Source organism: Streptomyces sp. 7N604 (assembly GCF_052245475.1).
In the GTDB taxonomy this organism is placed as follows: domain Bacteria; phylum Actinomycetota; class Actinomycetes; order Streptomycetales; family Streptomycetaceae; genus Streptomyces.
The window spans coordinates 1-22,005 of the sequence record NZ_JBQQBX010000006.1; the positions used below are offsets into that span (position 1 = coordinate 1).

Genomic DNA, 22,005 nt, shown 5'->3' on the forward strand with positions numbered 1-22,005 from the left:
CTGAACGAACCGCTTGGCCGCCTCCAACCGCAACCGCTCACGAAACGCCCGGCGTTCGGCGGTCAGCCCGCCGCCCTGCGCATACCTCATGGAGACGGCATACCGCAGGGATCACCAGCCGTCAGCCCCGAACGACACCACGCATTCAAGGTCAGTAGTCGGCATCGATTCCTAACTCTGGTGGGGAGTCTGTGGTCGTGGATGATGAGCCTCCGAACTTCGCCGGATCAGGTGGGTGCCCGGCTGATCGGTGGCAGCGGGTGTGGAGCCATCGCGAACATTTGCTGAGGGTGGCTCGGCGGCGGTCCATGAGCATGGAAGACGCCGAGGATGCGGTGCATGAAGCCATGGTGCGGGCGGCGGAACGCCCTCATGTGGACGGAGATCGGCTGGGCGCATGGCTGACGACGGTGACGGTGCGCCTGTGCGTCGATCGGTTCCGGCAGCTCGCTCGCGAGGGGGAGGTACATGCCCGTTCGGTGCTGGCCGCCCCAGGCCAGGTGACCGTAGAGGAAGCGGTGTGCGATCGGGCGGAGGCACGGTGGCTTGCCGATCGGAGGAGGGATCTTCCCGCACGTCAGGCGGAGGCTCTGGGCCTGAGGGCCCAGGGCTTTGATCTGCCGCAGATCGCGCAGCGGATGGGGCTCAGCTACCGGGCGGTCCAATCACTGCTGGCCAGGGCGCGAAAGGCACTGCACGCCACACTGGCGGGGACGCTTGGCATCGCCGTGTGGTTGTGGCGCGGGCGACCGCGGGCGATCTGGGGCGCCCAGACAGTCACCCTGGTGTCCGCAGCGGTGACGCTGACGATCGCGGGGCTGAACCTCCCCGCCCTCTCCGGGACACAGCAGGCACCGGCCACACGGCTCGATCCGTACGAGGCACCGTTCCCGACCGTGTCGGACCGCCTTTCAAAGCGCCCTGCAACGGCGTACGAGCCGACCGCTTCCAGCACGGCCGCCGAGCCCGGCGCCGGCGGACTCGCCCTCTCCGCCGAACAGAACGCCAGTGGTCAGCCCCCGGGTGCCGGTCCCGAGCTCGCGGATCCGGGATCCGGGGGCCCACCCGGCCTGCCGGAAGCCTCCCTCCCGAGTGCCCCGGCGCTTCCGGACATCCCACCGCCCGGCCTTCCCGCGCCGCCGGATGTGCCCGCCCCTGCCTTGCCCACTCCCTCGGGCGACATGCCCACCCTCATTGAGCCAGTCGAGCTCGACGGCGCTCCGGCCGACACGCTGGGCACCCTTCCGCCGCAGGACGCTCCACTGCTACAGCACTGAAACCCGATCACCCGCACCTCCCCCGGAAAAAATCCTCCTTCCCGCGCGACGCAAACACCTCTCGCCGCCGTAGAGCAGGTGTCAGAGCTACGCCGCAGGCGCTACGCAGCGGCGCGACAGGGGAGGGGAGTCACCGAGTGACTCGATACAGGAGCGGAACGAGCGGACCGGTCCGCCGCACAGCGGCACGCGGGGCCCGGTCACTGATCGCCGTGTCGCTGGCGGCCGTGGTATCGGCAACGCTGGCCGCGACCCCGGCGAACGCCGCCAGTGATGTGAACGTCGGGCGCCGGTTCAATGACGGTCTTGACACCCGGTACAGCGTGAACAGTTTCACCAGCGCCGCGCGGTCGATGGGGTACAGCGCCACTGGCTACACCAATGGGCGCCATGTCGACGACGTGTTCAACGATGGCGCTGGTGCGGCGGTACTCGGCCTGTTCGGCCATGCCAACGCCGGGATCTTCCAGACCAACGAGGGCGCCACCGACGCACAGGATTCGATCCTGGCCGCCGGTACCACGACCGACGTGGTCAGTCCTTACGCCAACGTGCGGTTCATGACCGAGTATCTGCCCTTCGTCGAGGTCGACGACATGCGGCTGCTGATCCTGGCGGGCTGCGACACCGCCCTGTCCAGTCCCTGGGGTGATTTCAACAAGGCGGCGGTCTCCCGGGGCGTCGACTCGGTGATCAGTTTCAGTGACCTCGTGTACTACCCCGGGACCGCCTCGGGAACAGCGGTCAGCACCACCAACTACTCCGGCAACTACTTCTGGGACCGGTTCTCTTATCACGCCAAGACCGGAGTGAGCGTCAGCACCGCGCTGGCCCGCGCCCGGACCGATCTGGTGGCCAAGGAAGGCACGGCCGGCGGCTGGGACAAGTACGTGATCCGTGGTGCGGTGAGCAACCCCGGCGGGGTCAAGCTCAAGCCGGCCGGACCGGGCCAGCCCCTGGACAGTCAGCCTGTGGCCACCGCGGCATTTCCCGGCTTCGCCCAGCTCACCCCGGAGACCACAACGACCAGCCAAGGGCCGGATGGCACCGAGGTCACGAACGTGACGACCGCCGAGGGGGTGCTCTACCGCGTACGGCCCGACGGCTCGATCCTCGACGCCGTCGGCACGCCGACGACCAGTGGCGACACCGCGCTCTCCGCCGGCGAGGCGCGCGCAGAGGCGCAGCGGTTCATCCAGGCCAACGTCCCCGGCTTCTCCAGCGACTGGCGACTCGTCACCGACGAGGCTGTCAGTCACCTCGACGGTGATGCGCTGCAACTGCTGCAGTGGCGGACCGTCGAAGCCGGCAGGGCCGGCGCCCGCGAAGTCACGACCGAGATCGACCGCCGGACAGGCGCCGTCACCTACCTCTCGGCCAACCACGGCTCCGCTACGGCAGACTTCCGGCTGACGGCCGAAGACGCGGTTGCCGCGGCCCGGACCGCCATCGGTGAAACCACGGGCACCGTGAGCGCGGAGCCCGACACCTGGAACGCCAGCCGCTGGCTCGTCACCGTCGACCGCGGTCTGACCGGACGCAGCGATGCTCAGGTGCCGGACGTCGAGCGTGTCGAGATCGACTCCCGCGACGGGGCAGTGCTGTCACGCAGCAAGACCTGACCTGCCCATGCCATCCCTCCCGGGCTCACCCCGAAACCATCACGATCGCAAGGATGAGACAGCTATGCGGAAACTGCGGAATCTCCTGATCACGCTCCTGGCGTGCATCGCCCTGACGGTCCCCGTCGCACCGGTCGCGTACGCGCAGACCACCTATCCCCGCTGCTACGTCGTCACGAACTACGGAAGCGGCACCCTCACCCCAGGCAAGGTCGGGTCCACCTACGGGACAGGAACCCTGACCCTGCAGGCGGACTACACAGACCCCTACAACCGATACCCCGACTTCTTCGAGTACACGTACCTCGACAAGCCCGCATACAAGCAGGGCGCCAACTTCGCCAACTACGAGACCTACATGTCCGTCAACGGAGTGTCGGTGAATGTCAGCCCGCACCCCAACCACAGCCCGGGCTACTGGCTGCACGGTGAGTGGGAGGGAGGCTGGCGGGACAGCCTCGGCATGTGGCACCCCTGGCAGAAGGGCGACCGGATCACGGTCAGGGTCACTGTCCACTTCGTCCCGACCGCGCACAACGGCTGGACCGAGGGGAGCTGCATCCTGTGACGCCGGGGCCGGGACAGGAGGAGCCGGGCACGTACGCTGTCGGCATGGGCGTGCCTCCTGACCCGGCCCTCCGACCCACCGTGTACCGCCTGCGCCTACGACACGGCGTGGACTTCGCGCGCCGCCCAGAGGCGATGGGACATGAGCCATACCTTCCCTCCGGACACCGTCACGCCGGCCTGGTCACCGTGGAGTACGAACTCCACGCGCAGCCGCCCGCCCGCTGGCGGCTGCGCCGTGTCCGCGACATCGGCGGCGAGCCGCCGGGGCGTGACGAACGCATCGTCGACGGGAACCGTTGGTACTGGTTCCATCCCAACGACGCCGTCGAGTACGACGAGTACCGGCCTGAGGACGCCGTCGAATACGAGGAGTACCAACAGACCGTCCCAGAGAATTTCCGACACCTGTTCGAGCCCGATTCCCTGCTGTCGCTGTGCCGGGTGGAACAGGCGCAACCGGCAATCCTGGACGAACGGAGCGTGCGAGTGGTGATGGCTCACCCGCTCCCCGAGCACCCGGCTCGGGCATTCGGCTACTGGGGAGCCGGAGCCGACGGCTATCGGCTGCACATCGACCAGTCGACCGGCATCGTGCTGCGCGCCGAGGCGTCCTTTGCCGCGCACCCGTTTCAGGTGGACCAGGTCATCCAACTGGAACTCGATCCAGACGTGCCGCCCACACTGTTCCAGCCCGACCACGACCCCAAGGACGTCCTCTACCGCAAAGGCGACATCGGACCCGGGCGAAGAGTGCCATCCACGCGCGCCGCCCGGTACGCCGCAGCGGAAGGATTCGACCTCCTCGTGCCGCAGCCCCTGCCTTCCGGAGCGTCACTACGGATCTGGGACCGCAGGGTCGAGCAGCCCATCAGCCGACGCGAGATACGCGTTCAAGTGGACCTGGCCTCCGGCCGCCACGTCGTAATGATTCAGTACGCGGTTCGCGACGCGTGCGGCTCCACCACCCGCCGGGGCAGGACCTGTCTCGACGTGAGCGGCACGGCCAACGCCCAAGAGACCCGGACACTCCTGACGCACCTTGTCTCCGCATTCTGAAACCCAGTCAGGCAGCATCCCGCCGGGGTCACCAACTCTGTCCCTCTCCTGTCGGATCCAGGGACAGGCCCGGCCCCACCGACGCCAGGGGCGCAAACTCTGGCCACAGCGGCGGAAGGCCGCCCTGAGGCCTCGAGATCACCTTCGACGGCCGACTCTCCGCCGCCCGCCACTGAACCCTAACAACCCAGAAACGCCGTTTGCCGGACAGACCCTGATTCGGCGATCTGCCGAAATCTGTCTTCACTAGCTCAAGGGCGCGCCTGCGGCGCGCCGGGGCGGCCAGGCCGCCCGGCCGGGCATGCGGCGTGCCCGAGCCATGACAGCAACACCCTGTTCGGCGGATCATGTCCGGAGCGATAGCCGGGGGGAACTTCACCGCGCTGAATTAACCGCACATAGCTGCGAATTGCGGGCGCCGAGCCAACTTCCCGTCGATGTGTGGGTCCAGGCGTACCACCGGGCCTCGTCCATACGCTCTCTCCCACCTTCTTGGAGACGCTTATGCGCACATTGCGCGGGACATGGATGGCCGCGATCGTCGCGACCCTGGCTGCCGTGGCAGTCCTGCCCACGTCAGCCCAGGCCGACGACGACGGGGGGCTCCCGGGGGTGGCGGCCTCCACGGAGACCCCGGCCCTGTACGGCGACGACGCCGGCGGCAACGCCGATGCCGACGACCCGGCGATCTGGCGCAACGCTGCCAACCCGGGCGCCAGCTTGGTGATCGGCACCGCCAAGGAAGGCGGCCTGCGGGTGTACGACCTGGCCGGGAAGGAGGTGCAGTCGATACCGGCGCCGCCCGCCCCTACCCCCGATGACAAGCCGGGCCGCTTCAACAACGTGGACCTGGTCTCCGGATTTCCCCTGTCGACCGGCCGCGCCGACGTCGCCGTCGTCACCGACCGGGGCCGGGACCACCTGCGTATCTACCGCATCGACCCCAGCGCTGCCCAGCCGCCGAAGGACATCACCGCCTCCGATGCCCCGCTGGTCTTCTCCAAGACCCAGGAGGAGGTCAACCAGCAGACCACCCCCTACGGCCTGGCCACCTGGACGGACAAGGCCACCGGCCGCTCCTACGCCGTGGCCAGCCAGCGCAGCCGCACCCGCCTGGCCCTGCTGGAACTGAAAGCCACCTCCACCGGCACGGTCACCTACCAGCAGGTGCGCACCTACGACCTGCCGTCCTCCTTCACCCTTCCCAACGGCCGGTCCTGGACCCCCTGCGGCGACCCCGGTGACCTCCCGCAGGTCGAGGGCATGGTCGTGGACCCGGCGAACAACGTCCTCTACGCCGGCCAGGAGGACGTCGGCATCTGGCGGATGCCCGCCACCCTCGGCAGCAGGCCGAAGCTGATCGACAAGGTGCGGGAGTACGGCGTCCCCGCGACGTACGACGAAGCGAGCGAGGAGTGCACCCCGGGCACGGACCCCGGCTATGGGGGTAAGCACCTGTCCGCCGACGTCGAGGGCCTGACCATCCTTGACCAGGGCTCCGGCTCCGGCTACCTGCTCGCCTCCAGCCAGGGGGACAACACCTTCGCGGCGTACGACCGCGAGGTGGGCGAGGGCAACGCCTACGAGAGCGGCTTCCGGATCACCGCCGGCACAGTCGACGGCTCCGAGGAATGCGACGGCGCGGCCGTGCTGAACGCCCCGCTGGGCTCCCGCTACCCGAACGGTCTGCTGGTGGTCCAGGACGGGCACAACACCCCCGACGAGATAGGCGCGGACGGGGAACCCCGGGACAACACGAACTTCAAGTTCGTCGATCTGGGCTGCTAGCGGGTTTCACCTAGCCGGAAGATCGCCACGTCCGGGCAGCCCGTCCCCGGCACCACCTACACCTGCACGCCTCGCCCGACGGCGGCGCCTGCTTCGCCGACGGCACCGGCTGGATCTACGTATCCAATGCGGAACTCAACGGCAACGGAGGGGTCAGCGCCATCAAGTTCGACAGCAACGCCAACATCACCTCCGCGTACTCCATCCTGTCCGGCACCAACCGCAACTGCGCCGGTGGCGCCACGCCGTGGAACACCTGGCTCTCCTGCGAAGAGGTCGACACCGGCTATGTCTGGGAGACCAACCCATGGGGGGTCAACCCGCCGTCCGGCGAGACGCGATGGGCAAGTTCGAACACGAGGCCGCCGCCTGCAACCCGGTCCGCCGGGTCGCCCATTCCTGCGGATCCCCGGCCAGTCCTGCTCCGAGATCACCGGGGTGGTGTTCACCTCCCGCCCGCCCGTTGACGAAAGAAGTAGGGGCACCCCCCGTTGCGTTCGTGCTGTCGGGCGGGGAGTACTCCTTCCAGCGGAACGGGAACCGGGCCGAAAGGGAAACAGGTTCAACCGAGTTTCCTGCGCAGGGAATCCATCAGGCGGATCTCCGACTGCTGGCCTTCGACCATCGTCCGCGCTAGTCGCAGCACCGCTTCAGGGCCCTTGCTAGCGGTGACAGGCTCGGCCATGTGCACACCACCACGGTGGTGTTCGATCATCAGGCGCAGGAACAGGGTGTCCGTCCGGTTGCCTCGCGCCGTGGCGAGCGCTGCCATGTCCCTCCGGGAAGCCATCCCGGGCATCAGCACACCGCGCCGCCGCTCTTCGGCGCTCGGCGGTGGCATCCGCATCCACTCCATAGGCGGACGGCTGGAGGTGGCGGACCTGCCCCAGAGGGAGAGCCAGCCGAGCATCATCCCGCGCTGGCTGGCCTGGGTGTTGACGATGTCGTACGCCAGGGTCCGTACCTCGGGCGAGGCTCCATTGCGCAGGACAAGAAGGGACATCTCGACGGCCTGCTGATGGTGGACCGACATGTCCCGGGAGAAGCCGACCGCCGTCGAGTCCTCGGCCGGGGCGGCGGGCACGGCGGAACCCGCGGCGGAGCGGCCAGTCATCAGCAGCGCACCGGCCAGCACAGCGACGGCCAGTGCCACGGCCGTTAGGGCGGTGAGCACTCCGCGGCCGGGGACGGGTGATGCGGCGGACGGCCGGGCGGTCACGGGGTGGCCCTGCCTCCGGTGACGGGTGCGCCCGGTTCGGGTGCCTGGGGTCCCTGAACGTAGGCGTTGAAGAAGGCATCGACGCGCGGGTCGGTGGCGGAGTCCACGGACAGTTGATGGCCCCAGGCCGTCAGCCGTACGGGGCTGTCCTGGTCCGGCAGCGGGCTCATCATCCGGTACGGGACGCCCTCCACCTTCGTGCGCAGCGCCTCTATCAGTGCCGACGGGGCGGACTTCGAGTACGTCGCCCAGACCGCACCGTGCTCCAGAGAGTGCACGGCGTGTTCGTTGCGCAGCGGCTGCGTGTAGACATCGCCGTTAGCGTTCTGCCACTTGGGGTTGTGCTGTCCGCCGACCGGTGGATTCGGCCCGTCCGGGTAGTCGATGCCACCAGTGACATGCCCGCGATCAAGGTCTCGGTACACCTTCTCGCCCTGGACGTTGGCCTTGTCCGGGTCGACATCCGAGTCGCCCGCCCGGTCGTCGGCGGGTCTGCCGTGGAGTGCGGTAACCACCATGAGGACGACGGCGACAACGGCAAGGACGCCCCCCAGCATGGCACCGGTCCTCAGCCGCTTGCCGCGCCGGGCCCGGCGGGCGTCCACGCTGCGCAGCGCGGCGAGCCTGGCGCGCCGGGCCTCATTGTCACGGCCAGCTGTCGGAGCCGTGTGCTGCCGATGGTCCTGAGACATGGGGGCACCCCTCGGTTCCTGCTCCCGTTGCGGGATCGACGGGCTCAGGGTAGGTCCGCCCTGGTCCCGGGTTCCCGGGGCCGTGGTCCCGGACTGCTCCCGGGACGTGATCAGGGCCGGTGTCACACGAACCTGGGACATGGGGCGGCTTAGGCTGAGCGACCGCCCATGCCCGGCCGACCGGCGACAGCGGAACCGGCGGGGGAATCGACGGGGGAGAACGAATGGAATTCGGCATACTGGGCCCGCTGCGCGTGTGTGCGGGCCGCCGGGAGATCCCGATCCCGGGCCGCAAGCAGCGAACCTTGCTCGCCGCACTGCTGCTGGCGCGGGGTGAAGTCCTGCCGGACGACCGGCTCACCGCATTGCTGTGGGGCCAGCGGCCCCCTGCCACGGTGAGCGCGCAGATCTACACGTATGTCTCACGGCTCCGGCAGCGGCTCGGCACCGCTGTCGAGGTGATCCGCGAGTCGGCCGGGTACCGCATCGACATCGGTGACGGGCGGTTCGACGCTGACGAGTTCGACCGGCTGTCGCGGGCCGGCCGCTGCGAGCTGCGTGCAGACCGACCCGACCGAGCGGCCCGCCTGCTCCGAGCGGCTCTGGAGCTGTGGCGCGGCCCCTCGCTCGGCGGTGTCACCGACTATCTGCGAGACGCCGAGACCCCGCAGCTCGACGAGGCGCGGATGGCCGCGCTGGAGAGCCGGCTCGAGGCCGAACTGGCCCTCGGTGAACACCTCCAGCTGGTCGCGGAGCTCACAGGTCTGGTGGCGCGCTTTCCGCTGCGTGAGCGCCTGCGGGCCCAGTGGATGACAGCCCTGTACCGATGCGAGCGGCAGGCGGAGGCTCTCGCCGTGTACCAGGAGGGCCGCCGTCTGCTCGCCGACGAACTGGGTGTCGACCCAGGTCCGGTGCTGACCGCCACGCATCGGGCCGTCCTCAGTGGGGGGCTCGCGCTCGGCGGGCCGACGGGGCGTCACGCAGCCCTGCCAGGTCCAGTAGCAGCTCCTTGACCTCGGTCGCGGCGAACGACGGCCGGGCCGCACCCGGTTCGTCGCACAGCAGGACCGGCCCGTCGGCCGGGTCGGCGGGCAGTCTGCCGTGGCTGCCCCGCACCCGGCCCGGGTGAAGGGCGACCACGTTCATCAGATAGCGCAACCCCAGCCGCTTGCGCGCCAGGGCCCCGGCCGCCCGCAGCTTCACCAAGGGGTCGGTGTGGTCGAAGAGCAGCTCGGCCGGGTCGTATCCGGGTTTGCGGTGGATGTCGACCAGCCGTGCGAAGTCGGGCGCCCGCTCGTCGTCGAGCCAGTAGTAGTACGTGAACCAGGACTCCGGCTCGGCCACGGCGACCAGTTCTCCCGAGCGCGGATGGTCGAGCCCGTACTCCTTGCGGCCGGCCTCATCCAGGAGCTCGTCGACGCCGGAGAGTTCGGCCAGCACCTCCCGCACCGCGGCGACGTCGGCCGGGTCGGGGGACGTACACATGGGCTATCTGGTGGTCGGCGACGGCGAACGCCCGGGACCGCCAGGGGTCCAGATACTCCATGCCGTCCTGAGTGTGAACCTCCAGCAATCCGGCGCGGCGCAGGGCACGGTTGATGTCCACGGGCCGCGACACCTCGGTGATCCCGTACTCGCTGAGGGCGACGACCGTCACCCCGGCGCGCCGGGCGTCGTCGAGCAGCGGTGCCAGGGTGCGGTCCAGTTCGCGGGCCGCCCGGATCGCCTTCCGTCCGTACGGGCCGTGGCGCTGCAGGTCGTAGTCGAGGTGGGGCAGGTAGACGAGGGTGAGGTCGGGGTGGTGGGTGCGCAGGATGTACCGGGCGGCGTCGGTGATCCAGCGGGAAGAGACGATGTCCGCGGTCGGACCCCAGAACCGGAACAGCGGGAAGTCGCCGAGCCTGTCAGTGAGTTCATCGTGCAGGGACGGCGGGCTGGTGTAGCAGTCGGGTTCCTTGCGCCCATCGGCGTAGTAGACCGGGCGCGGGGTAACGGTCCAGTCGACGTCCGCGCCCATCGCGTACCACCAGCAGACATTCGCCACGGTGTAGTCGGGGCATAGTCTGCGAGCGCTCTCCCAGATCTTCTCGCCCCCGACGAGACGATTGTGCTGCCGCCACAGCAGGACCTCGCCGAGGTCGCGGAAGTACCAGCCGTTGGCGACCGCGCCGTGCACGGACGGCATCTCCCCGGTGAGCAGCGTGGACTGTACGGAGCAGGTGACCGCGGGCAGTACCGTGTCGAGCCGGGCTTCGAAGCCGCGGTCGCGCAGCGCGGCTAGGCGGGGCATGTGCTTGAGGAGGCGCGGAGTGAGGCCCACGACGTCGAGTACCAGCACCCGGTTCACCGACGTCACCTCGCGCTCTCGTGCTTGAGTCCGATCCCGGTCAACGCATCACGCGCCCAGGCCAGTTCGGCGGCGATTCCCTCGATCAGGGCAGCGTCGCCTGCGGGCCGCCCGGGCTCCGGGCCGCCGGGCAGCACGGACCAGGTGTATGTCTCCACCTCGAGATGGTCGGTGAGCGCGGCAGGGCCGCCGACGAGTGTCTCCAGCGCGGTCGAAAGCTCGGTGCGGGTGGAGCGCAGCGGTGGCCGCGGATCCGCGTGCAGGGGCACATGGAAGTGGACCCGCCATTCCGCGGCGCCCGGGAGCGCCCGGCCGAGCGCGTCGGGCAGGTCGTCCACCGCGAGGAGCCGACCGCTCAGGGACTCGCGGGTCTGATGCAGGAAGCGCGGTTCGGCGAACTCCCAGAGCGCAGCGCGGGCTGCCGGATGGACGGGGTCGTCGATCCGCAGCGCGCAGGAGATCTGCGCCTTGACGACGGGGAGTCCGGCCGAGTCCAGCCGGGCGCAAGCGGCCACGGGGTCCTCGAAGCCGACGGCGAGATGGCAGGTGTCCAGGCAGACGCCGATCCACTCCGGATCCACCGCGGAGAGCAGCTGGGCGGCCTGCTCGGTGTTCTCGATCAGACAGCCGGGCTCCGGCTCGAGGCCGACGCGTATCGTACGGCCGGTGTCGGCGGCGACCGCGGCGAGTCCCCGGCCCAGTCGGTCGAGGTGCCAGGCCGCGCGTTCCGCCCGGATGGCGGTCCACGGCTCCCGCCAGGCCAGGGGGAGGGTGGAAATGGAGCCGCGTACGGCGTCCCGCGGCAGCAGCTCGGCCAGCAACCGGGCGCAGTCCAGGGTGTGGTCGAGTCGTGCCGGGTCGGACCAGTCCGGCCGGTAGACGGCCTTCTTGGCCGTACGGGCATGGAAGCCCTGGTACGGAAAGGCGTTGAGGGTCACTACCTCCAGCCCGCGCAGGTCCAGTTCACGCCTCAGCCGCGCGACGGCGGCGGGGTCGGCGATCAGTTCGGTCACAGCGGGGCGCGAGAGCCACAGTCCGAGACCGATCAGATCGGTGCCGATCCGCTGCCGTACCGGTTCGGCGTACCGCGTCAGCTGGGCCAGTACGCCGTCCAGGTCCTCCGCGGCGTGCACATTGGTGCAGTACGCGAGATGGACGGTGGTGCCGTCGGGGTGTCTCAGTCGCATGGGTCTGCCTCTTCTCACTCGCCGCCGCGGGCGAGGGAGTTGCCCGCGAACACGGGGAGGGCGGTGCCGTGCGCGCTGTCCGGGCTCTCGGCGGCGGTCTCCGGAACCAGTCGGCCGCTCTGGCTGTAGAAGGCGACCGGGTTCTGCCACATCACCTTGTCCACATCCGCGTTGTCGAAGCCGCTGGCCAGCATGGCGTCCGCCGTGGCGCGGGTCTTCAGAGGGTCGCTGTGGCCCCAGTCGGCGGCCGAGTTGACCAGCATCCGCCCAGTTCCGTACCGGTCGAGGATGCGAACCATCCGTTCCTCGCTCATCTTGGTCTCCGGGTAGACGGAGAACCCCATCCAGCAGCCGCTTTCGGCGACCGTCCTGACGGTGGCCTCGGTGAGGTGGTCGATGGCCACGCGTGCCGGGTCGATGCCCGACTCGCGGATCACATCGAGGGTGCGGCGGGTGCCGACGGCCTTGTCCCGGTGCGGCGTATGGACCAGCACCGGCAGGTCGTGGCGCAGTGCCAGTTCGAGCTGGCGGGCGAACGCCTGGTCCTCCGCGGGTGTCATGGAGTCGTAGCCGATCTCGCCGACGGCGACCACACCGTCCTTGGCGAGATAGCGGGGCAGCAGGTCCAGGACTCCGGTGAGCCGGGAGTCGTTGGCCTCCTTGGGGTTGAGCGCGAGGGCACAGTGGTGACGGATGCCGAACTGTGCCGCGCGGTAGGGCTCCCATCCGAGCAGCGCGTCGAAGTAGTCGGTGAAACTGCCGACGCTGGTGCGCGGCTGGCCGAGCCAGAACGCCGGTTCCACGAGCGCGCGAACCCCGGCGGCTGCCATCGCGGTGTAGTCGTCCGTGGTCCGCGAGGTCATGTGGATATGGGGATCGAAGATGCGCACAGCGGCGCTCCCTCCCTGTCTTCAGGGTCGTGGATCGTGAGGAAGTCTTTGACGTCGTAGGGCACTTCGCGTCCTGCCTCAGTGCGCTCATCGGCGTACGAGCGCATCATGCGTACGAGTTCGGGGTCGGTGCGGGCGGCCAGTCCCGCCACCCGGTCCAGGGGGATACCGGTGAACACGCACTTGAGCACGGCCTGGCGGAATGCGTGGGCGTCGAGATGGCGGGCCGCGTAGCCGGGCGCGGGCGGGAAGTCGCCCAGCGCGGCGGCAATCAGCCGCAGATCGTTGGTGCGCAGGGCGTCATGGACGAGAGGCAGCGCCGACCCGGCGAGCCGGCCCGCCCGGTCGAGCACCGGCAGCGCGCGGAGTACACCACGGCGCTCTGCCGCGTCACCGTGTTCGTAGAGCTCGGTCAGCCGAGCGCCGAGGCCGGGATCACGCAGCGCCGGGGCGTCGAGGAGCAGGGTCCGTACCGCGTCGTCGACCGTCCAGGCGTAGGGCCCCGTGGCACCGCCAGGCAGCGGTTCGCGGCCGCAGCGCCGCCCCACCACGGGAAACAGGGCCGCCACCGCGTCCGGGTCCACGGCGAGAGTGTGCTGGGCCTGCCTGGTCCAGTCGGCGGCGACGTCCGGCAGACGGTCCCACAATGCGTCCGCCGCGCCCGCGGTCTGCTGGGCCGAGCGCAGGAAGTCCAAAGAGCGCTGGGCCGTTTGCGGCGCCGCATGGCTGTGGCGCGGCAGCTCCACTGAGACCAGGCCGCGGTAGCCGCACTCCATCAGGGCGCCGAGCACCGGCGGGAAGTCGATCTCGCCGTGGCCGAACTCCAGGTGCTCGTGCACCCCACGGCACATGTCCTCGATCTGCACGTGCACCGTGCGCGGCGCGGCCCGCCGTACGCACTCCGCCACCAGCTGCTCCTCCAGGCAGCGGCAGTGCCCGATATCGAGAGTGAGTCCCAGGGCCTCGGGCTCGCCGAGCCGTCGGCGCAGCTCGTCGAACCGGTCCAGTGTGTCGACGAACATGCCTGGTTCGGGCTCGAAGCCAAGCTTCACCCCGTGCGCCGCGGCCTCTCCGGCGAGGGTGTCGCAGGCGTTCAGCAGCCGGTCCCAGGCGGCGTTCTCGTCCAGCCCGGGCGGTGTCACGCCGCTCCACAGGGAGACGACGGGGACCCCAAGGTCCGCGGCGATCCCGATCGCGCGGCGCAGCAGATCGATACGGCGCTCCCGCCCTTCGTCGAAGAAGGTCGGACGGTGCTTGTTCCACCGGTCGAGCAGATAGCGGCCCCCGGTCTCGATGACGGCTTCGAGCCCGAGGGAGTCGAGACGTTCGCGCAGCCGGGCCAGCCGATCCTTGAGGTCGTTCGCGTACGGGTCGAGATGGCGGCGGTCCAGGGTGAGGGAGATCCCGCCGTAGCCGAGGCCCGCCACGACATCGAGCGCCTCGTCGAGGGTGTGGTCGCCGAAGCCGTTGGTGCCGTAGGCGAAGGTGAGAGCGCGCTTGCTCATGTCGGGGACACCCTTCTGCTCAAACCACGGGCCAGCGGATATGCGGCCAGGAGTACCAGTCCGGGTGCGCTCCGCCCGGCGGCCGCCACCAGGGCGGACTGGAGGGGCACCATGCCGTGGATGCCGGCCGCCACCGCGCGCCGCACGCGGTACGGGGACGGTGTCCGGACGGCGGTCAGCTGGGCCCGACCGCCCATGGCGACGAATCCGGCCGCGAGCACCCCGGCCACGATCCGGTCGAGCGGCTTGGCGCGCCGCGCACCGAGGACGACGAAGGTCCCGGTGGTGGCGTCGGCCGCCAGTGCGCCCAGGGCGGCGGCCCGGATCTCCCGGGCGGCCGGCCGCGGCGTAGCCGTACGGGGTGCGGGCGTGGCCTCGTGGCGGCTGAGGCCGGTGACCGAGGCGGTGTGCACGGCCACGGTAAGGGCCGCCGGAAGTGCGGCACTCAGCCTGCCCGGGTCGGCGCCGCGCAGCACGTCGATTGCGCGGGCCGCGCCCATTGCCGCCGGGCCCGCCGCGGTGTCCTTGGCGACGGTGTCGTACGCCCAGACCGCCGCGGTCAGCGGTACAGCGGTGAGGAGTCCGCGGCGTCCTTCGCAGAGGACGGCGAGGCCGAGGCCCGAGGCCGTCAGGGCGACGGCGGTGGCGAGTGCCGCGGCGGGGGTGACCTCGCCGGCCGGAATCGGGCGTTCGGGGCGCTCCTCGGCGTCCACGGCCCGGTCCGCGTAGTCGTTGAGGGCCATGCCCGCCCAGTACAGGCACATGGACGACGCGACGGTGCCCAGCAGCCGGGGACGGAAGGTCACCCCGCCTGCGGCCGCGCCGGCGAATACGTCGCCGGGGACGGTCAGCGCGGCGGGGGCGCGCACCAGCCGGGCGAGGGCGCCGAGACAGGTTCGCACGGTCACAGCGCCACCCCGCGCAGGCCGTCCGCCCAGGCGACGAGCTGTTCGAACTGCCGCTCCAGGGCGTGTTCTTCGGAGTCCACCGGGTCTTTGAAGAAGAAGCCCAGCTCGGACACGGCGCCACTGACGCCCGCGCGGTGGGCCAGCGCCATGAAGCGGGCGAGGTCGAGCACAAGAGGCGCTGCCAGCGCGGAGTCGCAGCCCTGCCACACGAACTGCAGGGTCATCCGCGCGCCGAGGAACCCCTCGAAGGTGATGTGGTCCCAGGCGGTCTTCCACTCCCCCAGGTCGGGGACATCGTGAATGTGCACCCCGCCCTGGACCGGGTGCCCCAGATGCTCCTGGAGTATCCGGTCCTTGGAGTGAATCTTCGCCGCAGCCCGCTCGGGGTCGGCGAGGGTGGCGCCGTCGCCGCCGCCCAGCAGGTTCGTCCCGGACCAACTGCGCACATTCAGCGCGCGCCGCGCGAACATCGGCGCCAGGACAGACTTGACCAGCGTCTCGCCCGTCTTGCCATCGCTCCCCGCGTATGGCAGCCCACGAGCGCGGGCCAGTTCGTCGAGGGCGGGCAGACGCGCTCCCGTCGAGGGGGTGAAGTCCACGAACGGGCAGCCCGCGCGCAGCGCGGCGCAGGCGTAGAGCGAACTGTTCGGGAGGACGGCCGCACCGTCGGGCGAGCGCAGTGCGCGGCTGAGCAGGTCCCAGGACTCATGCGCCGCGTGGGGCCGTAGCGGCGGTTCGGTGGACGAGACATTGACGACGACCACGGTCTCCACGGCCGTCCGTCGGCGGAAGGCGGCGATGTCGGCGGCGAGGGCGTCGACCGCGGCGTCCATCGTTCCGCAGGAGTGCCCGCCCTCGGTGTCGAGGCCGGGCCGGATTTCGGCGTCGGCGGCGAGAAGGTCGTCCCGGACCAGCTCCGGAAGCCCGCGCGGCACGACTCCGTCCGCGGCGAGGCGTTCGGCCCGCTTCACCAGCCCGACCGTCGCCGGGTCATGTCCGCCGAAGACCAGTTCGTCGAAGGCGGGCAGGTGCAGTCCCTGGAAGGGGGCGCTTTCGCTGACGACGCCCAGTGGGGTCACTGCGCCTGCGCGGATGCCCGCCGCGCCCACCACGGTGCTCGCGGCGACCGAACCGCGGCCGCCCACCAGCCAGATTCCTGTGCGCATGGTTCCTTCCTTCCTCGTGCCGGGTTGTGGCCGGGTCGTGCGCGTGGTGACTCAGGGCTGTTGCGGATAGGGGAAGGACTGGAAGGCGACGTCGAGCTGTCGGGCGCTGCGCGGCAGCCAGTGGGCCGCGAGCCGCCGTACCGTCTTGTCGGGCAAGGGGGGATTGAGGTGCTCGAGATCGGGATCGGCCCGCAACTGCACCGCACAGCCGAAGGCGTTGAGCGGAGCGAGGCCGGCCCAGCGGCGCCTGTCGATGGCCAGGAACATCATCGCCCGCATGACGACGTGCCAGACCGGATATCCGCCGGGCGGACGGCCCGTCATGATGTGCAGCGCCTGGGTGCGCGGGTCGTACAGCATGCCCTGCCCGAACTCGGCGAATGCCTGCACCAGCCGGGGGTCGTGCCGGTCGTAGACGGCGTCGAACACCTCCAGCTGGACTCGCGACATCACTTCGAAGGGTCCGCGTGCGGGTGTGACGAACTCGGCGAAGTTCTCGGGATATTCAGGGGCTGCCACCATCCGGCGCCAGGTGTTCAGCAGGACGTTGTCCCATCCCTTGCCGTAGATGTCGACGAGCGCGAAGTACGCGTCCTTGAACTCCTGGGAGGGCTGGTACAGCGTCGCCTGATCGAGCAGGTACCACATTTCGTTGGCGCGGCGGTCCCCGTGCATGCCTGGAATCTCGGGTAGTTCGGGGTCGGGCCGCCCGACCGCGGCAGCCGGCAGCGCGCCCCCACCCACCAGCATGGCGCCGGCCGCCAGCCCGACCGAGGCCCGCAGCACGTCCCGTCGCTCCGGACACGCAGCCATCAGCTCATCCCCTCAGGAAGCGGGAACGACTGGAAGTCCTGGTCGAGCCGGGCGATGTCCTTGAACAGCCACGTGGCGGCGAGCCGGTGCGTGGTGTGCGCCGGCAACGGGGGGTTGATCTTGTCTTGGGCCGGCTTGGCCGCGGTCTGCATGGCCCAGGCGAAGCCCAGCGCCGGGGCGAGCCGCTCCCAGCGCCGGGCGTCGATGCCCAGCAGCATCATGGCGCGCATGTAGACGTACCAGGTGTGGTACCCGGGCGGCGGACTGTCCGGGAGGCTGTTCATCGTGTGCACCAGGAAGGGGGCGTGCCCGCGCGGGTCGTACAGCACACCTTCGCCGAACCAGCCGAAGGCCCGGGTGAGCCGGTGATGCCGTCGCCCGTAGTACCTGTCCATCACACCCAGCTGAGTGCGCGAGAGCACCTCGAGCGGCTGTCTGATGGACGTGACGAACTTGGCGAAGTTGTCCGGGTAGTCGGGCAGCTTGACCATCGCGAACCACTTCTCGCGCAGTCCGCGCTCAACGTTGCCGACGTGGGCCTGGATGGCCTTGTAGGCGTCCTTCACCTCCTGGCTGGAGTTGTAAAGGGTCGCCTCGTCCAGCTGGAACCAGAACTCGTTCGCCCTGCGGTCCCCGCTCATCCCCGGGACAGGGGGAAACTCGTCGTGGAGTTCGACGGCTGCCGCGGGTTGCGCACCAACAGTGACGCCTACCGTGGCTGCCGTCGCGGCGGTCGCCACCCCCAGCGAGACCTTCAGGATCTGTCGTCGGTTGACGTGTTTCGACACGTGGGCCGCCCTTCCGCCTGGCTCCGCTTCCATCGCTCAGGAGGCTAGGACGGGCAGCTATACGTGTTCCCATCCGTTGCCTATACGTCCGCGGCCGCCCGTTCGAGGGCCGCTTCGACGTCGTAGCGGTGGATCCAGGACACGTCCTCTACGAGCTGGTCGAGGCCGCCGTCGGCGGTGCCGTCGGTCGGCTTCACCCGCAGCGATCCGCCGTCGCGGGAGCCCAGTTGGACCCGGGTGACATGCGGTCGGCGGAAGTCCTCGTAGCGGCGGAGTCCCTCGGGAGTGCCGTCGAGGAAGTGGGCCAGGGCGACGGCGTCCTCGACAGCCTGGCCGGCGCCCTGCCCGTGGTGCGGCAACATCGGGTGCGCCGCGTCTCCCAGAAGGGTGGACCGGCCGTGGCCCCACCGCGTCAGGGGTTCACGGTCGTACAGCGCCCATCGCCCGGGCGTGTCCGCCGCCCGTACGATCGCCTGGACGTCGTCGTGCCAGTCGGCGAACGCCAGGGTCAGCGCCTGCCGTTCGCCGGTTTCGCTCCACGACTCCTCGCTCGGGCACCTGTCAGGCAGGACCGCGACATAGGTGAACCGCCGCCCCGCTTCGACCGGAACGCACAGCAGTCGCGCGTCAGGGCCGACCCACATGTACATGCTGTCCGGGGCGAGCCCCGGTACCTGCTCGGCGTCGATCACTCCGCGCAGTGCGCTCGCCCCCGAGAAGACGGGGTTCTCCTCCCCCGCCACGGCCCGGCGAACGACCGAGTGGACGCCATCGGCGCCAACCAGTAGATCGGCGCCCGCCGCGCGCCCGTCGGCGAACCTCAGCTGGACACTGTCGCCCCCGGCGTCGAAGGAGACCAATCGCGCTCCCAGGTGCAGCCGGTCCCGCGGCACCTGTGCCCCCAGTACGGCGTGCAGTTCGCTGCGGAGCACGGTGAGATGCGGGGCTCCGTACTCCTGCTCCCAGACGTCTCCCATCAGGCGGTGGACGAAGAGCTGGCCGTCCTGGCCGCGCACCTCCAGGGTCTCGGGGCGGACCGCGGCCGGGCGGAGCAGCGGCTCCAGGCCCCAACGTCGCAGCACCCGGGTGCCGTTGGGGCCGAGGTGCATACCGACGCCCATTTCAGTGAGCTCGGGCGCCTGCTCGTACACATCGAAAGCCACCCCCTTGCGCAGCAGGGTGATGGCGACGGCGAGTCCGCCTATTCCGGCGCCGACGACGGCGACGTGCGGGGTCCGTGAGGTGTTCGGCATGATTCCCCCATGATGGTGGATTGCGAGTGACGGATCACCGCTCCCCAGCCGACACCAGTCCCGTCTCGTAGGCGACGATGACCAGTTGGGCCCGGTCGCGGCTGTCCAGCTTGGTCAGCAGATGGCTCACATGCGTCTTGACGGTGGGTACGCTCAGGTGGAGGCGGTCGGCGATCTCGGAGTTGGTCAGCCCGCGGGCGACCAGGGTGAGCACCTGCCGCTCGCGGTCCGTGACACCGGCTCGTTCGAGTCCGCGGCCGATCGGGCGCGGTTCGGTCTCGGGTCTCCGTGCGAACTCCTCGATGAGGCGTCGGGTTACGGAGGGGGCCAGCAGCCCTTCGCCCGAGGCGACCACCCGGACGGCGGTGAGCAGCTCGCCGGGCGGGGTGTCCTTGAGCAGGAAGCCGCTTGCGCCGGCGCGCAGTGCCGCGTACACATAAGCGTCCAGGTCGAACATGGTCAGCATCAGGACGCGGACACCGGACATCGCCGATGAGCCGCAGATCTGCCGGGTCGCCTCGATGCCGTCCATGTCCGGCATCCGGATGTCCATCAGGGCGACGTCGGGGCGCTCCCGGACGGCCGCCTCGACGGCCTCCCGTCCGGTGGCGGCCTCACCGACCACCATGAGTCCGGGCTCATTCTCGATCAGCAGCCGGAAGCTGCCCCGCAGCAGTGCCTGGTCGTCAGCGACGAGCACGCGTACTTCGTCGCTCACGAGGCGGCTTCCCCGCTGTGAGCCGGTCCCAAGGGCAGTCGGGCGCTCACGGCGAACCCGCCGTCGGAGCGCGGTCCGGCGGTGAACTCCCCGTCGTACATCGCGATCCGCTCCCGCATGCCGATGAGACCGTGCCCGCCGCCTCTGCGCGGCGACGGCGGGGCGTGGTCACCGCCGCGGCGGCCGTCGTCGACCACGTCGATCCTCACTTCGTGCGCTTCTCTGGTGACCACGACACGGCAGACTGCCGGTGCCGCGTGCTTGACGGCGTTGGTCAGGGCTTCCTGGACGATGCGGAAAATGGTCAGGCCGAGCGCCTCGGGCACACCGTCCAGGTTCTGGACATGCATCTCGACCCGGAGTCCGGCATCGGTCGCGTTGCGGGCCAGACCGGTGAGCCCGGCGGGTCCCGGGACCGGGCTGAGGTCGGCGGGCGGCAGGCCGTCCGTTTCCTCGGAGCGCAGTACGCCGAGCAGGTGCCGCATTTCCTGCAGCGCGCCGCGGCTGGTGTTCTCGATCACCCGCAGCGCGTCGCTCGCCTCCTCCGGTCGGGTGGTGACGACATGGTTGGCGACCGCCGCCTTGACGGCGATCACGCCGATGCTGTGCGCGACGACATCGTGCAACTCCCGGGCGATCCGGAGCTGTTCCTCGGCCACGGCCCGTTCGGCGAGTTCCGCGGCGGCGCGCGCGGCATAGCGCCGGCGCTCCCGCACGGCGGTGCCGAGCGCCCAGGAGCCGGCGATCAGCGCCCAGCCGAACAGGATGAGCCCCGGTCCCTCCAGCCACCAGTACGCGTAAGGCGTTCTGGGCTCGGTCCCGATCATCCCGCCGACCCCGAGCAGTCCGGCTGCGGCGGTGGGCACCCAGCTCTGTCCCGGCCGGGACAGAGCGATCGGATAGAGCGCGAAGGCCACAGCCAGGAACGGGTCCTTCACCACACCGAGGGCCACGGACGCCAGCGACATCGCCAGGGTGACAGCGAGCGCCGGGCGCGGCCACAGCCGCCGCACGGCCGGGGGCAGCCCGGTCGCGACCACCAGGGCGTCGGCGGTCCAGCCGGGGAGGTCTCGGCGCGGGTCCTCGGGCACGGTCTGGGTGTGTCGCAGCACCAGCAACAGCACCACGTAGGCGAGCGCGGCCAGGCAGTCCAGCGCCGTCAACTGCCATGCGGTCAGCTGTCGTCCGAAGAGTGGCCTCGCTTCGGGGCGATCCATTTGTCCGACCCTAACCACGCGGCCTGTCCCTGGCTTCGTTCTCCGGAATGACAGACCTCGGTACGAGACCGGCCCGGGCACACTCCGCGTGCTCACTCCACGCGCGCGAACCTCCGAGTCGCCAAGGCCAGTGCCAGCACGGCGAGTACCGCGATAAGCCCGGTCTCCAGGAGGACCGGCGGGGTCCAGCCCCACCACTCGGGGCTCGCCGACCTGCTTCCCACGGCGGATCCTTCACCGGGCATTGTGCGGCGCAGTGCGTCCACGGCGTAGGTCAGCGGGTTCAGCCGCACCGCCATTCCAAGCCAGCCCGGCAGCCCGGTGGCCGGGAACATGGCGCCGGAGAGAAAGAAGAGCGGCATCATGCACAGGCTGACCGCGACCTGGAAGGTCTCCGGCCTGCGGATACACACGGCGGCGGCCACCCCGAGCGCTGTGAACGCGAAGGAGATCAGGGCCAGCTGAAGCAGCACTACCAGCAGCTGCGGGTGGTACGGGACCTCGGCGACGGGCGCCAGCACCAGGACGAGCACTCCGTACGCGGCGCCGGACGTTGCGCCGCCAAGACACGTGCCGATCAGGATCGCGCTGCGCCGCACCGGGGCGACCAGCATCTGGCGCAGAAAGCCCGACCGCCTGTCCCAGACGATGGACGCGCCGACGGCGATGGCCGGCGCCTGTACAGACATCAGGACGACGCCGGGGAACAGGAAGGCACGGAAGTTGCGCAGACTGTCGTCCGACATCGTGGAGTTCAGCCCGGTACCCAGGACGAGCAGGAACATCAGCGGAGTCACCATGCCCATGGCGATGCGCAGCTTGTTGCGGCCGAATCTGATCGTCTCGCGGCGCCATAGCACGGCCACCGTGCGCAGGTCGCGGGCGATCCGGCCGCCGGTGCCGGTTGCCTCGGGCAGCCGTGCGGTGAGGATCAGGTCCGGCGCGGCGGCAGGTCCGGCCTGTGCGTCGCGCACATCGGTGTGCGCCAT

Annotated in this window: 19 protein-coding genes and 2 pseudogenes; 7 read left to right on the forward strand and 14 right to left on the reverse strand. The window is 70.2% G+C overall.

From position 1 onward, the window contains the following. Positions 1–197: 197 nt before the first annotated feature. From ACTWP8_RS08140 to ACTWP8_RS08165, 6 genes and pseudogenes are all read left to right on the forward strand, one after another. A complete protein-coding gene (locus tag ACTWP8_RS08140) occupies positions 198–1,277 on the forward strand; it encodes an RNA polymerase sigma factor (RefSeq protein WP_443321471.1) in 1,080 nt (359 codons plus the stop codon). Between the two features lie 137 nt (positions 1,278–1,414). Beyond that, entirely contained in the window at positions 1,415–2,899 is a 1,485-nt protein-coding gene (locus ACTWP8_RS08145) for a PepSY domain-containing protein (RefSeq protein ID WP_443321472.1), read from the forward strand. Between the two features lie 64 nt (positions 2,900–2,963). Next, on the forward strand, positions 2,964–3,467 hold the full coding sequence (locus ACTWP8_RS08150) for a hypothetical protein (protein WP_443321474.1): 504 nt from the start codon (positions 2,964–2,966) through the stop codon (positions 3,465–3,467). 44 nt (positions 3,468–3,511) lie between these two features. Then, a complete protein-coding gene (locus tag ACTWP8_RS08155; RefSeq protein WP_443321475.1) occupies positions 3,512–4,525 on the forward strand; it encodes a hypothetical protein in 1,014 nt (337 codons plus the stop codon). Between the two features lie 504 nt (positions 4,526–5,029). Continuing rightward, on the forward strand, positions 5,030–6,313 hold the full coding sequence (locus ACTWP8_RS08160) for a phytase (RefSeq protein WP_443321476.1): 1,284 nt from the start codon (positions 5,030–5,032) through the stop codon (positions 6,311–6,313). Between the two features lie 12 nt (positions 6,314–6,325). After that, positions 6,326–6,710, forward strand: a pseudogene (locus ACTWP8_RS08165) (alkaline phosphatase PhoX); the annotation flags it as partial. Between the two features lie 165 nt (positions 6,711–6,875). Here ACTWP8_RS08165 and ACTWP8_RS08170 read toward each other — a convergent pair. After that, a complete protein-coding gene (locus ACTWP8_RS08170; protein WP_443321477.1) occupies positions 6,876–7,532 on the reverse strand; it encodes a DUF305 domain-containing protein in 657 nt (218 codons plus the stop codon). Further along, on the reverse strand, positions 7,529–8,224 hold the full coding sequence (locus ACTWP8_RS08175; RefSeq protein ID WP_443321478.1) for a DUF3105 domain-containing protein: 696 nt from the start codon (positions 8,222–8,224) through the stop codon (positions 7,529–7,531). The genes ACTWP8_RS08170 and ACTWP8_RS08175 overlap by 4 nt, the downstream gene beginning before the upstream one ends. 224 nt (positions 8,225–8,448) lie before the next feature. Between ACTWP8_RS08175 and ACTWP8_RS08180 the strand changes: the two genes are divergently transcribed. After that, positions 8,449–9,237 carry an AfsR/SARP family transcriptional regulator gene (locus tag ACTWP8_RS08180; RefSeq protein ID WP_443321479.1) on the forward strand — a complete coding sequence of 263 codons (789 nt, stop codon included), beginning with the start codon at positions 8,449–8,451 and terminating at the stop codon, positions 9,235–9,237. Here the strand turns inward: ACTWP8_RS08180 and ACTWP8_RS08185 are convergent. The 12 genes and pseudogenes from ACTWP8_RS08185 to ACTWP8_RS08240 all read right to left on the reverse strand — a co-directional run bounded on the left by ACTWP8_RS08185 (position 9,164) and on the right by ACTWP8_RS08240 (position 22,005). Further along, positions 9,164–10,514, reverse strand: a pseudogene (locus tag ACTWP8_RS08185) (nucleotide pyrophosphatase/phosphodiesterase family protein). The gene ACTWP8_RS08180 and the pseudogene ACTWP8_RS08185 sit on opposite strands and share 74 nt — an antisense overlap. A 62-nt stretch (positions 10,515–10,576) precedes the next feature. Then, on the reverse strand, positions 10,577–11,758 hold the full coding sequence (gene eboE, locus ACTWP8_RS08190; protein WP_443321480.1) for a metabolite traffic protein EboE: 1,182 nt from the start codon (positions 11,756–11,758) through the stop codon (positions 10,577–10,579). 14 nt (positions 11,759–11,772) lie between these two features. Continuing rightward, positions 11,773–12,648: a TatD family hydrolase gene (locus tag ACTWP8_RS08195; RefSeq protein ID WP_443321481.1), complete on the reverse strand. Its 876-nt coding sequence runs from the start codon at positions 12,646–12,648 to the stop codon at positions 11,773–11,775. After that, positions 12,618–14,153 carry an EboA domain-containing protein gene (locus tag ACTWP8_RS08200; RefSeq protein ID WP_443321482.1) on the reverse strand — a complete coding sequence of 512 codons (1,536 nt, stop codon included), beginning with the start codon at positions 14,151–14,153 and terminating at the stop codon, positions 12,618–12,620. The genes ACTWP8_RS08195 and ACTWP8_RS08200 overlap by 31 nt, the downstream gene beginning before the upstream one ends. Next, complete coding sequence (locus ACTWP8_RS08205) at positions 14,150–15,061, reverse strand: SCO3242 family prenyltransferase (RefSeq protein WP_443321483.1); 912 nt, start codon at positions 15,059–15,061, stop codon at positions 14,150–14,152. The genes ACTWP8_RS08200 and ACTWP8_RS08205 overlap by 4 nt, the downstream gene beginning before the upstream one ends. Continuing rightward, on the reverse strand, positions 15,058–16,227 hold the full coding sequence (locus ACTWP8_RS08210) for an inositol-3-phosphate synthase (protein WP_443321484.1): 1,170 nt from the start codon (positions 16,225–16,227) through the stop codon (positions 15,058–15,060). Before ACTWP8_RS08210 ends, ACTWP8_RS08205 begins: the two co-directional genes overlap by 4 nt. A 51-nt stretch (positions 16,228–16,278) precedes the next feature. Beyond that, positions 16,279–17,040, reverse strand: coding sequence for a hypothetical protein (locus ACTWP8_RS08215; protein WP_443321485.1), 762 nt, complete (start codon positions 17,038–17,040; stop codon positions 16,279–16,281). Further along, positions 17,040–17,828: a hypothetical protein gene (locus ACTWP8_RS08220; RefSeq protein ID WP_443321486.1), complete on the reverse strand. Its 789-nt coding sequence runs from the start codon at positions 17,826–17,828 to the stop codon at positions 17,040–17,042. Before ACTWP8_RS08220 ends, ACTWP8_RS08215 begins: the two co-directional genes overlap by 1 nt. Positions 17,829–17,908: 80 nt before the next feature. Beyond that, positions 17,909–19,081 carry an FAD-dependent monooxygenase gene (locus tag ACTWP8_RS08225; protein WP_443321487.1) on the reverse strand — a complete coding sequence of 391 codons (1,173 nt, stop codon included), beginning with the start codon at positions 19,079–19,081 and terminating at the stop codon, positions 17,909–17,911. Between the two features lie 34 nt (positions 19,082–19,115). Beyond that, a complete protein-coding gene (locus ACTWP8_RS08230; protein WP_443321488.1) occupies positions 19,116–19,799 on the reverse strand; it encodes a response regulator in 684 nt (227 codons plus the stop codon). After that, complete coding sequence (locus ACTWP8_RS08235; protein WP_443321489.1) at positions 19,796–21,016, reverse strand: sensor histidine kinase; 1,221 nt, start codon at positions 21,014–21,016, stop codon at positions 19,796–19,798. Before ACTWP8_RS08235 ends, ACTWP8_RS08230 begins: the two co-directional genes overlap by 4 nt. 92 nt (positions 21,017–21,108) lie before the next feature. Beyond that, positions 21,109–22,005, reverse strand: a complete 897-nt coding sequence (locus ACTWP8_RS08240) for an ABC transporter permease (RefSeq protein WP_443321490.1) — start codon at positions 22,003–22,005, stop codon at positions 21,109–21,111.